At 48.3% G+C, this 13,013-nt stretch carries 14 protein-coding genes; 9 read left to right on the forward strand and 5 right to left on the reverse strand.

What is annotated here, in order from left to right:
- The first annotated feature begins 59 nt into the window (after positions 1-59).
- The 4 genes from AC2FAP_RS00100 (at position 60) to AC2FAP_RS00115 (ending at position 2,620) form a co-directional block, all read left to right on the forward strand.
- Positions 60-815 (forward strand): AzlC family ABC transporter permease, encoded by a 756-nt coding sequence (locus tag AC2FAP_RS00100; protein ID WP_449541426.1) that lies wholly within the window; start codon positions 60-62, stop codon positions 813-815.
- Complete coding sequence (locus tag AC2FAP_RS00105) at positions 808-1,107, forward strand: AzlD family protein (RefSeq protein ID WP_032677598.1); 300 nt, start codon at positions 808-810, stop codon at positions 1,105-1,107. Before AC2FAP_RS00100 ends, AC2FAP_RS00105 begins: the two co-directional genes overlap by 8 nt.
- 117 nt (positions 1,108-1,224) lie before the next feature.
- Entirely contained in the window at positions 1,225-1,707 is a 483-nt protein-coding gene (locus AC2FAP_RS00110; RefSeq protein WP_032677599.1) for a glutathione peroxidase, read from the forward strand.
- Between the two features lie 169 nt (positions 1,708-1,876).
- A complete protein-coding gene (locus AC2FAP_RS00115) occupies positions 1,877-2,620 on the forward strand; it encodes an SDR family oxidoreductase (RefSeq protein ID WP_449541425.1) in 744 nt (247 codons plus the stop codon).
- 149 nt (positions 2,621-2,769) lie between these two features.
- Here the strand turns inward: AC2FAP_RS00115 and AC2FAP_RS00120 are convergent, their stop codons facing one another.
- Positions 2,770-3,081 carry a hypothetical protein gene (locus AC2FAP_RS00120; RefSeq protein ID WP_025204747.1) on the reverse strand — a complete coding sequence of 104 codons (312 nt, stop codon included), beginning with the start codon at positions 3,079-3,081 and terminating at the stop codon, positions 2,770-2,772.
- A gap of 321 nt (positions 3,082-3,402) precedes the next feature.
- Here AC2FAP_RS00120 and AC2FAP_RS00125 point away from each other — a divergent pair, with 321 nt between their 5' ends.
- Both AC2FAP_RS00125 and leuE read left to right on the forward strand, forming a co-directional pair.
- Positions 3,403-3,888 carry a GNAT family N-acetyltransferase gene (locus AC2FAP_RS00125; protein WP_047955183.1) on the forward strand — a complete coding sequence of 162 codons (486 nt, stop codon included), beginning with the start codon at positions 3,403-3,405 and terminating at the stop codon, positions 3,886-3,888.
- A gap of 206 nt (positions 3,889-4,094) precedes the next feature.
- Positions 4,095-4,739, forward strand: coding sequence for a leucine efflux protein LeuE (gene leuE / locus AC2FAP_RS00130; RefSeq protein ID WP_014168997.1), 645 nt, complete (start codon positions 4,095-4,097; stop codon positions 4,737-4,739).
- A gap of 206 nt (positions 4,740-4,945) precedes the next feature.
- Here the strand turns inward: leuE and AC2FAP_RS00135 are convergent, their stop codons facing one another.
- A complete protein-coding gene (locus AC2FAP_RS00135; RefSeq protein ID WP_025204744.1) occupies positions 4,946-5,683 on the reverse strand; it encodes a metallophosphoesterase in 738 nt (245 codons plus the stop codon).
- Between the two features lie 812 nt (positions 5,684-6,495).
- Complete coding sequence (locus tag AC2FAP_RS00140; protein WP_449541424.1) at positions 6,496-7,458, reverse strand: mechanosensitive ion channel family protein; 963 nt, start codon at positions 7,456-7,458, stop codon at positions 6,496-6,498.
- Positions 7,459-8,212: 754 nt separating this feature from the next.
- On the opposite strand from AC2FAP_RS00140, the gene AC2FAP_RS00145 reads away from it, so the two are divergent.
- From AC2FAP_RS00145 to AC2FAP_RS00155, 3 genes are all read left to right on the forward strand, one after another.
- Positions 8,213-9,244 (forward strand): methyltransferase, encoded by a 1,032-nt coding sequence (locus tag AC2FAP_RS00145; RefSeq protein ID WP_014169001.1) that lies wholly within the window; start codon positions 8,213-8,215, stop codon positions 9,242-9,244.
- 417 nt (positions 9,245-9,661) lie between these two features.
- Positions 9,662-10,099: a hypothetical protein gene (locus AC2FAP_RS00150; RefSeq protein ID WP_231106635.1), complete on the forward strand. Its 438-nt coding sequence runs from the start codon at positions 9,662-9,664 to the stop codon at positions 10,097-10,099.
- A gap of 445 nt (positions 10,100-10,544) precedes the next feature.
- Positions 10,545-11,222, forward strand: a complete 678-nt coding sequence (locus AC2FAP_RS00155; protein WP_032677601.1) for a DUF1963 domain-containing protein — start codon at positions 10,545-10,547, stop codon at positions 11,220-11,222.
- Positions 11,223-11,298: 76 nt separating this feature from the next.
- Here AC2FAP_RS00155 and AC2FAP_RS00160 read toward each other — a convergent pair whose 3' ends face one another.
- Positions 11,299-11,805 (reverse strand): P-loop nucleotide/nucleoside kinase family protein, encoded by a 507-nt coding sequence (locus tag AC2FAP_RS00160; protein ID WP_449541423.1) that lies wholly within the window; start codon positions 11,803-11,805, stop codon positions 11,299-11,301.
- A gap of 268 nt (positions 11,806-12,073) precedes the next feature.
- Positions 12,074-12,949, reverse strand: a complete 876-nt coding sequence (locus tag AC2FAP_RS00165) for a LysR family transcriptional regulator (RefSeq protein ID WP_149376898.1) — start codon at positions 12,947-12,949, stop codon at positions 12,074-12,076.
- Positions 12,950-13,013 lie beyond the last annotated feature (64 nt).

Genomic DNA, 13,013 nt, shown 5'->3' on the forward strand with positions numbered 1-13,013 from the left:
TAGTGTCACATCTTTTATTCTGGCGCCAGTATTTGAAATAGACGAAATGAGCGAAACGCATGAGTGAACAACGTGTGGATGTCAGTTCTGCCAGACCATTACTGGATAAGAGTGAAACGAAGAAAAAAGAAATTCTTCGTGGCCTGAAAGATGGGTTACCCGTATTACTGGGCGTGATCCCATTTGCGCTGGTGTTGGGTGCGCAGGCAAGCCATAAGGGGCTCACGCCTCTCGACGTTCCCTTGATGACAGGATTAAATTTTGCCGGCGGGTCTGAATTTGCCGCCATACAAATCTGGACGTCGCCGCCACCTTTTTTACTTATTATGGCCGTAACATTACTGGTAAACAGTCGTCATATTTTAATGGGGGCGACGCTGGTTCCCTTACTTTCTCGTTTTCCAAAACGAAAGGTCTTACCTGCGCTTTTTTTTATGACGGATGAGAGTTGGGCACTCAGTTATAATGACGCGCATTCCAGAAATAACAAAACGGCGCCGCTGTTCAGCATGCCATATTATATGGCGGTCTCTTTATCTTTCTATACGATGTGGGTTTTCTGTACCGCACTCGGCGCGTTAATTGGCCCAGTGCTGGGCGATGTTCACCAGTATGGTTTTGATATGGCCTTTCCGGCGGTCTTTCTTGTGCTGGTCAGAGGCATGTGGAATGGCATTCGTAAAGCCGTGCCCTGGATAATCAGTCTGGCCGTCTCCGTGGCGGTATGTCATTTTATTGCCGGCCTGTGGTACGTCATTGCTGGCCCTTTAGCAGGATTAGCCGTTGCCGCATTTTTAGGGGGAGAGGATGCCTGATTATCAGACCTTCATCGCCATCGTATTAATGGCACTCACCACGTATGCAACGCGTGTGACCGCTTATCTTATATTACGAAACCGGGTGCTTACGCCCAGGGCGATGACGGTACTTAAATCCTCTCCCGGTTGTGTCATGCTGGCTTTCATTGCGCCTTTTTTTGCCTCCGGAAATCCCGCAGATCTGATCGCGTTAGGGTTAACGTTGGTTGTTGCAATGCGCTTTTCAATGCCGGTGACGGTGATCTGCGGCGTGATGTTTGCCTTTATACTTCGCTATTATTTAGGGTAAGTTTCCTGACCTGCCGCGCAACCAGAAACAGAATCGACTTCCCACATTCCATTCCCCGCAGCTGTGCGCGACGTGGTAATGTTGGCGTCGAACAGGTTCTGCGTTGAGGATCCCGCTATGACCACGTTTTATCAACTGACAGCCACCCGTCTGGATGGACAGCCTGTCGCTATGCTCGACTTCGCTGGCAAGGTGGTGTTGGTCGTGAATACCGCCAGCCAATGTGGCTTCACGCCACAATACGGCGGCCTTGAGGCGCTTTATAAGAAATACGCCGCTCAGGGGCTGGTGGTGCTTGGGTTCCCCTGCAACCAGTTCGGTAAACAGGAGCCCGGCGATGCCGACGACATCGCCAGGACCTGTCACATTCATTACGGTGTGAGCTTCCCGATATTTGAGAAAATCGAGGTCAACGGAGCCGCAGCGCATCCGGTGTTTCGCTATCTGAAAAACGAATTGCCCGGCGTGCTGGGGGGACGAATCAAGTGGAACTTCACCAAGTTTCTGATCGGACGCGACGGTAAACCGCTCAAGCGTTTTGCGCCGATCACCACCCCCGAGAAAATGGAAGCCGCAATCCTTACTGCGCTTGAACGCTAAGTATTGTGGTCATGATGGTCTGAACTCTGAGGTATTCATTGCAGGGGGCGTTTATCGCGCATCGCAGACGCCATGACCGCATCTAAAATAGCACTCACGGAAAGATGTCACTCCCTCTCCTCATGCTATATCTCCATAAACATACCCATTAATGAAAGGACGTATGGAGATGCTGAGAGGCAAAAGAGCGGTTATTACGGGTGGGGGCAGGGGATTTGGTCAGGCGCTGTGCGTATGGCTGGCGCGGGAAGGCGTTGAGGTAGAATTTTGCGCGCGGCGGGCTGATGATATTCAACAAACCTGCAGTCTTATCACTGCTGAAGACGGTATGGCAAAAGGGTATATCTGTGATTTAACCCGGCCTGAATCCCTTTCTGCGTTTTCTTCACAGCTATTAACTTCAGACAAGCCCATAGATATTTTAATTCTCAATGCTGCCCAATGGTTGTCAGGAACGTTAGACGACCAGCCTGATACCGACATTATTAATACCGTCAGTTCCGGCCTGACAGCGTCGATTCTTCTGACGCAGGCTCTGTTGCCTGGGTTAAGACGTTCAGACAGTGCTGATATCGTCTCAATTATCTCTTCCTGCGGGATCCCGAATTTCACGGATTCAATTGCGCACCCCGCTTTTTTCGCCAGCAAACATGGGCTCAGCGGATTTACAACAAAACTCGCACAGCAATTGTCCGAAGAAAATATACGGGTTACCGGACTGTACCCTCCTGATTTCGAACTTACAGGGTTAGATTCGAGTGTCGATAGCCAATGCAGAATGGGAGAGCGACTCTTGAACGGGCGATCGGTCTGGGAAGCGATTCGTTTTGTGTTGGTTCAACCGCGTAGTTGCCATATAACTAGCCTCTACTTTCAAGGTCCAACCCGCGAAGACCTGAGTGATAGGGTCTAAATCGGGGGGATGTTAAACAGAACAGTCTTCGCACAGAGCAGCGTTGATACCAGATGAAACAGGCTGCTCTGTGCCCTAAGTGGATGCGTTGAGTCAATATGGGGGTTATGACAATTCAGGGATACCGACAGGATATCCGGAAGTTGACATTAAAGGGGTGAAATTGCCTCAACAACATGCTGGAAAACGTAAGGGTCAGAAAGTAGCTTAAATTCTTCATCATCCGGGTAAGTGACCGCCACATGATAGTTTTCTCCAGCAAATGCCTTCACTGACTGCAGATCCTGCCAGTAAGTTGCCAGAAAGAAATGCTCCCAACTTCCCTGCGTTTCTCTGCGAACGAACGCGCCTTTGTTCCCCGATATGCTCCTGGAATGCTCTACCCCTGTTTTTTCAAGGTGTTTTGCAAAACCTTCCGCATGTTCAAGCGGAACACATCCATGCCAGGTCCTTACAATCATTAGTGTTCTCTCTTTAGGGACGGTGAGGGTATAACCATATCATCAGAAAGCACCTCATGGTGTGATTAACGAAGAACGCTATCTCGCACATCGATTTATCGGACATTCTTCACCTTGCTTCAGACTGAATCTCATGACCATGATAAATTTAGGTCACTTCCGTTTTTTGCTCACAGTTGCATCCAGCCGCTGTGTACCGCTAGCGGCAAACATCAGTGCTCTGAGGAGGGAAGCGCTGCAGCGCTCTTTGTTGAGATAGCTCCCTCACTTCGGTTTTCCTTACGCTATGATAAATCATTATATTTTGCTCAAGGGCCATACATGAACATCTCCATCTGCAGACCAGACGAATATGATGATTTGGCTGATATTTTTATCGAAATGGAAACCTACTATAACCAGACGCTTTGCCTGTCCAGGCGTGATATGTCCGTGTATCTGAGGGATAAGATCTTTGCAGCCGACTCCGGTACCGAAGTTCACAAAGTGGTTTGTGATGGAGTTATCGCTGCGTTCTCATGTGTATCAGTAATGTACCCCTCTCCGCGATTTAGTGGGCAAATGTTTATCAAAGAGCTTTTTGTCTCTGCACCTTTCAGAAGGGCTGGAATTGGGAGAGGGCTGATGAGTTTTATAGCCAGTCGTGCTATAGAACGCGGGTGCTTTCAGCTCGACTGGTTATCTGTGACAGCAGACCCACTGGCGCAGACGTTTTATGAGTCTCTCGGTGCTCAGATTATCAGGAGCGTTAACTATCATCGGATTTCAGGCCCATCAATAGATAAGCTTGCCCGTCGTGCCAACTGAAGCATTCAGGCAAAGATACTCCCCGTTGAAAACCATATCATTATGGAAGGTCCGCTTCTCATTCATAGCGGACCTTCTGCTCCGTTAGTTTGGCCGCTTTATGCCAGCAGCGGACGTAGGCTGAATTGAAAGTAGCCATGATGTGTTTTCATTATGACCGGTTACGTTAGAATAGCCTCGTTGAAAACGATAGAGCTGGAGTAAAAATGTTTGCTGATTTTGGTATCGTGAATTTCTGGACGTATCTACTTGGTGCGACACTGATAGTCCTTGCCCCCGGCCCTGAGACCATGTTCGTGATTAAAACAAGCATTACGAGCGGCATCAAACGAGGCTTTGCTGCAATATTTTCCATTCTCATGAGTGACGTACTTCTGGTTCTGCTGGCATGGTGTGGGCTGGCCGCGGTTATAAGCTCAACTCCTGCCTTGTTTAACGCCATCAAATACGCAGGTGCTGCCTATCTTTTCTATCTCGGTGTCCAGACGATACGCGCTATCTTTAAGCCAGCTCTCGAAACGAGTCAGGAAAATAAATCTTCAGCTGATGCTAAGGAGATCATCGGGCGCGGAATGCTGGTTACTCTACTGAATCCAAAGACGCTGCTGTTCTATATCTCTTTCTTCGCCCAGTTCATCAATGTTCAGGCTGAACACTCCTGGATGGCGTTTATCATTCTTGCTGCAGTAATGTTCGCAATTACTCTCGTTTATTTCGGTTTCCTTGTTTTCTGCGGCTCTTATCTGCTCAGCCGTCTGAAAGGCAACCGTAGGTTATCAACCATTGGAAACGCGCTGGTAGGTATGTTCTTCATTGGATTTGCAGCGCGACTCGCAAGCGCAACTTCCTGACAAGACAGCTAAACCGCCTCACGGCGGTTTTTTTTTACGTTCTTACGCTGGATGGGACGGCCGCTCTTCGCTCACAGCGGACTTTATGCTCGGTGAGTTCGCCCGCTCTGTGCCAAAAGCAGGCATTTCTCCTTCGCAACCATTATGTATTAATCACTGGGGGTCAGGTCGTTTTCTATGAGGTCTATGCATTTTCTGAATGCCAGTTAAACGCAAACGTGATGACTGGTAAGAGAGTTACTGACGTAGCGGTGAATCATCAACGCTGGCGGGTCATTTGCAGGAGGAGCGTTTACTGTTCCAAACCAGACAGGATTAGCCGGGCAGACGGAGCCACAAATGTAGGCAGGTATGTCCGCAAATGTACCAGCTATTGGTCTATGGACATGGCCTGTAGAAATGGCGAGTAGTCTGGTCGGGGAGCGTCTTATCAAATCTTCCATCTCAGTTAGACCTCTGCACATAGTTTCGTCTAGCGTTGGTATGCCAGATGCAAATACATGATGGTGCAAAAACAGCAATGAAGGAGGGCTGTCTGCGTCGCTAAATTGATTATCCAACCATTCCAGATGGTCAGTCACACTGCCGTAATCCTTATAATTAACCGTCGAATCCAGACCAATCAGGCGAATGCCACCGGTATTATGAATTAAGTGCAGGGCTTCTCCTTGGGCATCGTGCGCCCATCTATTTTCATCCCAAACAGAACGCATCAGACTGCGGTCGTCTGAGTTACCCGGCAGGATATACGAAGGGTAATTTTGCTGATTCAGGCGGTCAGCTATCTGTACATAACCTTCCTGCCAATACCCATCCGTTAGATCACCTGTAAGTACCAGTACGTCCGGTTGCAGATGCGTAAGCCAATTTAATATCTGGTCGAACCGAAACAGATGATCATTCTCGGGTGAGGCGTGAATGTCTGAAACCTGCGCTATCAGCATAAAGGCCTCATACGATTATTGTGTGGGGAACAAGATCGTGATACATGGCCATAAATCCGGTTTCAAATTTCATTTTTTCACCACTATGGCAACAATGGACAGATTAATTAGGATCGGTAATTCAAAAGTTACGCTGAATCAAACTGGCTCCGAAGGCGGTCGGGAATTCACAGTAAATCGCTAAGTTTAATTTCTAATGCTCAGAGCCAATGTTAGCAGGGATGCGTAAGGTCCGCTTTTCGCTCAAAGCGGACTTTCCGTTCCCACCTGCCTTTTGCCTTGAACTCCTTCCTGCCGTATTTCCCTCAGCCTTCCATACGATTAGACAGCCCGGATCCGACATTGGTATTTTTCGGATCTTAGAAGCAGAAGAGAGGTTAAGGTCTTTTGCCTGACGATCGCTGATGTGAAAGCCAGGAGAACCATCTTCTGCATTTCAGCCAACGCAACCCGGCTGTGATCTTGAGATCTGACTTGGCCTTCCAGATCTCGGGAAAGGAGAAGAAAGATTGTTGCAATGGACGCTTAAAATAAGCGAATTGTTGCTCTCATCTGATAAGTCATCCTGACGGCGAATCTACCCACATCATTTTCACCCTGAACATCCGTGCGATCCATCTGCCCCTCGATCTGGATTTCAGTGGGTGGAGCGCGACGGAGATCGTCAGAGTCGGAAAGCATCATCCTGTGCCCCGTCCGGCTGACCCGGAGTTCGTTCGCGCAGCGTGAAAACGCTGATCCTGACTTTATGGAGTCGTGCAGCGAGGTGGCCAGCGACGAAAGACGATTTAACCTGTGAATACGATCCGGTGTTATTGTGGGAGATAAACGGTTGAACTCGGGAACGCAAAGTCAGCATTCCTGCTATGGACGATACTGATGATTTTCATAAACACTTTTTGCTGCACCGCCAGCCACTCGCTCCATACCGTTGTATACGTGAAGCAGTACACCATAATATTCAGCGAAGAATCGCCAAAATTATTAAAGTTGACCAGCAGTGTCTGACTTTGATCGATATCCGGGTCTTGAGCCAGAAACGTGTGAATATCATTCACGATATCGGCAATTTTCTCAGCATCCTCATAACGTAAACCAACCGTGGTCTCGATGCGCCGGTTCAGCATTCGCCCCGGATTCTCGACCGTGATATCAGCAAAAACGGAGTTGGGTATATACATTGGCCGGTTTTCAAACGTCATTACTTTGGTTAAGCGCCACCCAATTTCAGCCACGACACCCTCAATATTCCGGTCCGGTGAACGGATCCAGTCACCAATGTTAAATGGTCGGTCAAAATAGAGCATGATGCCGGCAAAAAAATTACTCAGTATGTCCTTACCTGCCATCCCGACGGCAATCCCACCGATACCACCAAAGGCGAGCAGGCCGGAGAAACTCATTCCGAAATGCTGACCAAAAATCAGCATGGCTATCAGAGTAACGGTTATCTTCAGCACCCGGGTGATAACCCGCGAGTCTGTCACATCATGTCCTTTATTAATCTGGCGGATTTCAAAATAATCAATAACCAGAAACAGTTTTCTCAGGAACAAAAGAGCGATCAGCGTGATACCGAATAAATTCACCGCCGTTCGTGAGAGGTATCTGATGTGCAAATCAGCAATTCCGTCATACAAATAACCTGTGCCAAGAAGTATAATTCCTGACCATAAAGCAAAACCCAGCAGGTGCTCAGTAAAACGGTACCGAATATTCCGGAAGTTCACTCCCCGGCAGGTGATAACCCCCAGGACAGGAATAGCGAAGATCATGAAAATTATCCCACTGAATTATGAATAAACAGTTCACCGGACATCGTCGACTCCTTTCGTATTCGCAACCGTTAAATTTTACGCTTTTCAGTTCAGGGAACACAACCGGATAAATTTTCTTTCTTGCGTTTTATATCTGTCTCCCTGAAAAAGGGATTTATAGCGCGTCCAGATCGGGGAACGCAGAAGAACGGTCCCGACAGACAGGCTCTGACTGATATTCTGCGGCCGTCCTGATGCCGCTGTTCCCTGAAACCAGGCGGCAGCGGACATCAGTACGGAGAATAAAGCGGAGCCATTCGGGACCGGGATGCTGTTCACCTCATCACGAAAGATACAGCGCGTGCCGGAAACAAGATTTCGTCAGGCATGATACTGGCGACCTGTAATTCGCGGCTTTTTTGGCGCGGAATACCGGGTACATACTGCGCTGGTCAGCGAGAGACATTAAGGATGCTGAAGATTGGCTTTCGCCGTAAACAACCGTTAATTTCGCATTCAGATATATATAACAATATTTACAGGCCACACCCGGAAATGAATTGAAAAACGCATGATCTTTAACGGTATTAGTTACCAGCATTAAAAAACGGTGACTTAATGTCCGGTTTTATTTACAGGAGTCTGTCTTATGTAACTTAAATGTTACTCCTGTTTTCTGGGAGGGGGCGTTACATATGAAGTAATAAAGGTTTAACTGTACCCGGTAGCTGTAAATAAGAAATTCACATTTTTTAATCCTTCAGGAGCTAATATGACTGACAAACATATATTTTCAGCGCAGGATTGTGATCATGGTATATATTTGCTTGAGAAAAGCATGAGTTTTATGTGGGCTGCTGCACTCCGGTCTGTCACGTTACTGGGCGTGGCCGAACATCTTACCAGTGGGCCTAAATCATGCGATGAACTGGCCGATATGCTGAAACTTGACGCCCAGGCACTTCTGCGGGTAATGCGGATCCTTGCCTCCGGCGCTGTGTTTAAGGAATTCCCGGAAGGTTATTTTTCCCTTACCCCTGCGGCCCACTTTCTCTGTAAGGACCACAGCCATTCATTGCGGTCAGCGATACTGATGCTCACGGATAAAACATTCTGGGAGCCCGCAGGTCATCTTGACAGGGCGCTTAAGGGGGAAGATGTCTTTAGCAGTCTTTTCGGGATGCCGTTCTATGACTACTGGACTAAGGAAAAGCACTCCCGTGGTGAGTATGATTTTCATGCTGGTATGTCATCGATGTCGACAGTGGAAAACGAAATTATTGCTGACGCCTATGATTTCCCGCACGGAGCAACGGTCGCGGACATTGCTGGAGGATATGGAAATCTGCTTTTACGGGTGTTACGTAAGGACAGCTCATTGCGTGGTATTTTGTTCGATCAGTCAGATATTCTGAGTAAAAACGTGCTTCATCAGCTCAAGGACGATACCCGTTGGGACACGGTCTCAGGTAGTTTTTTTGAAAAATGCCCTACTGCAGATATCTATATGCTGAAGTATATCCTCATGGACTGGTCAGATGAAAAGGCCTGCCAGATCCTGTCGAGTTGTCGTCGGGCCATGCGAGCTGATTCGAAATTATTAATTATAGAACCCGTTATAAAGGATAAAGATAATGAGGATGGCCGGTATGAAATTGACATGCTTCTTCTGGCAAGCTTTGACGGCGGGCAGGCCCGTACAGAACAGGCGCTGGGGAAAATGCTGGATGGCGCAGACCTGAAAATCAGTAACATTATTCATACACACAGTTATTTATCCATAGTGGAGGCAGTAATCAGGTAAACCTGTATCTTGATTCAGGTTTTCTCGTTTCTTAACGTCGACCTCTACGGAAGAAATTGTTTTTTTTAGCACAGCCCTATTTCATATGGTTTTTATCCAAAAATTCAGAAAGTTAACGAGAAATGGGGCAACTAAGGTTGATACAAGACATTAAATCTCCTTTTCGTCATCGGTCAGAAGATGACCGCCATTTTGACAATACAATCTCTTCATAGGTAGTGCGGTATCTTCATCGGACTGGAAACGGTTACGCCAACAAACGGCCAGAACAGCAGGGTGGAAATGCCAGATCTGCGGTGGAAAGGGACCACGATGGCCTGTGGAGTGCAATGAAATCTGGCATTACGACGATGACAGGCAGTGTCGACCCTCACCGGGCTCATCGCGTTATGCCTTTCATGCCATGAAGTCAAACACATGGGGTTCAGCGAGCTCTGGGGTAAAAAGAACGAAGTGGTGGCTCATCTGGCTCTCGTCAACGGGCGGTCCCTTCAGGGCGCATTTGACAATATGGATGAGGCCTTTGACGTGTGGCGGGAACGCTCTCGTCATGCCTGGCAACTGGATATCTCGTGGCTCGAAACGCAGGGGATTACACTCGAGGATGAGACAGCAGCAGAGGGCGACAACATCCCTGCTGAGAATCAGCTTTCGCTGGAGCTTGAGGTTCCGCCTGTCGCGACGGAGAGCACTGCAGTGCCCGCCGTCGGTGAACAAGAGAGCATCTCCGGCGATGAGAGGCCAATCCAGAAGGACAAACCTGTATCCCGCTCATCGTCCGTAGGGTCAACGTTCTGGTCAGTCTGCCAGCGGGTGTTCTACCAGGTGAAAAAGGTGATACGGGAGCAGTGGTGATTAAACCTGTGGCGACGCATTCCCGGTGAGAGAGCCGAATGAAAATGCATCACTTTTTTCAGGACGTAATTTCGATCTGACTGGCGATGAGCGCATCCACTTTACTCTGTACCGGCGTCAGCAGATCGACATCGGTCTTCCGGTACATGCAGGGAGACGATAACGCTATAGCGCGCTTCAGAGCGTGTCGAGTCTTCCACCAGCGCTGACTGTAGGGTTAGCGGTTTGGTTGTTGGCAAGGGAAGGGCAATGTTGTCGCATGAGATATGCCATTGATGTTCACGGGTGGGAATGTGCGTCCGCTCTGTGTCAGGAGCGGACCTCCGTTACTATTCTGAAGAGGAAGCACAGAAATATTTAGGTCTGTTGGGTAATAATTACGATATATAATAAAAACTCCTCCATTTCAGAATCCAAGAGTATGGGCATACGCAAGGATGCAATTATGAAATCCAAGAGTGCGTTAGTTTTAGAAGAACTCAGATCCAAATTACGTACTGCATCTGTGGCACAAGTCGGTGGTTTCCGCCCTACAGCAGACCCAATTACATCCTGGTTTTTAAAAGGAGTCGCTCTTCCAGGTGAAGGGTTGCCAGTTTGGAAGGGGCAGCCGATGTTTCCGCTTCTCCAGATTCGCGTAGATGAGCTTCCCGTGATTCCTGAACAACTGAAGGGGATCGCGCTCTTAGTGCTTTATCATAATATGGAAAGCCATCCATTTGATAAACCTCATGGCGAGGGGTGGCTAATACGAGAATACGCCACCCTTGATGGGCTTGAGTTATTACCTGCAATTAACACTCCATATCGAGCATTTCCGGTTCGGTGGGTGAGTGTCAATGATGATGCTCCGGGATGGGAGGATGCTTGGGATATTATTGACTTGTCTGACGTAAACGATGATGAGGATGCAAGTAATAGATTCTATGATGGTTTTAACCGGTACAGGGGAACCAAGGTTGGAGGATATCCAATGGAGATACAACATGGTGTGGGGATTCAAGATTTTGTCTTTCAAGTGGGGTCAGAAGAAAAAGTAAACTGGATGTGGGCGGACAATGGTATCGGCTACTTTCACAAATCCCCAGAGGGACTTTGGACGTTTTCATGTCAGTTTTACTAGAAACTCAACGTCCTCTTATCGCTCACAGCGGACCTTGCGGCTCTTATGCCGGTCCGCTTTGTGCAGAAAGGTAAATTCAGCTGTATTCAATAATATCAAACCCTTCATCAGCCGTTGGCTCTGCGAAAAAGCGCGTTATGGTTTCAAATTGTTGATCTGAGGCTGTAAATTCATGCATTCCTTCTTCATTACGGGCGCGCAAGCGGGATTTACATACTTCATCAGTAACTTTCAAATAATGCAGCCTGTTACTGGCACCTGACTCTTTAATGATGCTCATCATCCATTCACGATTGGTTTGTGTGTTTGCCGGAAAATCCAGAACTACGGATAAACCCGCATTGAGTAGCGACACCAGGTGAGGCTTCATAGCGTTTCTGAGTCTTGAGGAATACTGCACATAATCAGCTATGGATTGCATTTCATTGGCAAAGAGGGCAGCCAGCCAATAATCTTCACTGACAATTATGGTGCCGGGTAATGCACCTAACTTTGCTGATAATGTGGATTTGCCTGATGCAATTTTCCCACATAACAAGTGCAAAGTGGGTTTTTCTGACGTTGTTACTGAAGCGATATCCATTATTTACCTCACGGGATTGTTACCGGTAAGGCCCGCCTTACCGGCGGGAAAATGGCGAACGTTATCCCACCTGAGTCAGACAGGTGATAATAATCATTGAATGGAATAGGACAGAGTGTGTTTTCATTGTCATTCAAGTTAACAGGGCCTGAATGCAAAATCAGCAATTTTTTCCCTTATACATTCAATGCCCACTCCAGTGAGTTTGGCTGCTTCGTGCCAGAAGCGGACATTTAACAAGGCGCTGCATTGAATAACACCAGCTGGCTCATCTTCGCTGACGTAGCGCATTAAGTAGCGTCTGCGTTGCATCAGAAGACGCTCCAGATGCCGAACAAACCAGCCCAAATTCCCGGTGTATAGCAGGCGTCAAAGGCGCCACGCACAGGTTGCGCAGCGTCTCCGGCAGGGCTGATTCAGGTACAAGGGCGACGCCCATCTCTTCCCCGACTAGCTTACAGGCGCTAATCCAGTCGCGTACTGTTACGCGTATATCGGAAAGTTGCAAACCAGCCATTTCCATCAGGCTTTTTCCATTAACGACACATCCGCCTGTCGCCAGAATAAAGGGCTGGTCTGCCAGCACCTTTAGCGTTATGCCATAAGCCCTGGCATGATGTGCCAGCTGATGTTTAGCTGGTATTACCGCGACCCAGGCATCCTGTCCTAATATAACCTCTGCACGCCCGGGACCGGGATTCATGACCACCCCAAGTTCTACGGTATCGGCGGCAAGCCACTCCTCGACTTCCTCGTCCGATCCTTCCAGGACAACGATTTCAATACCCGGATGCAGGCGCTTAACGTCGCGAAGAAGCCCTGGCAACAATGTGGATGTCACTGAGGGAAAACTGGCCAGGCGAATGCGCCCCCGGTGTAAGTCTCGGCTTTTATCAGCCAGTATGCGGATGGCATTCAGCTGCGAAAGCATGTTTCGTGCATTTTCAATAACCTGCTCACCCAGCGCGGTAATACCGATATACCGTCGCTCACGCGTAAATACCGGGAATCCAAGCGAAGCTTCGAGCTGGGCGATGGCCTGGCTGGCTCCTGACTGAGTCATTCCTATCTCTTCTGCGGCGCGCGAGATGTTGCCGGCATCGGCGACGGCCACCAGCAGGCGCCAGTGTAAAAGATTCATCATGATTATCAGTAGCTCAGCTAATAGTTAGATTCTATATCATTAATTTTACAGCGAAATACGCGTC

The sequence above is a fragment of the Enterobacter cloacae complex sp. 394I7 genome (assembly GCF_057320345.1).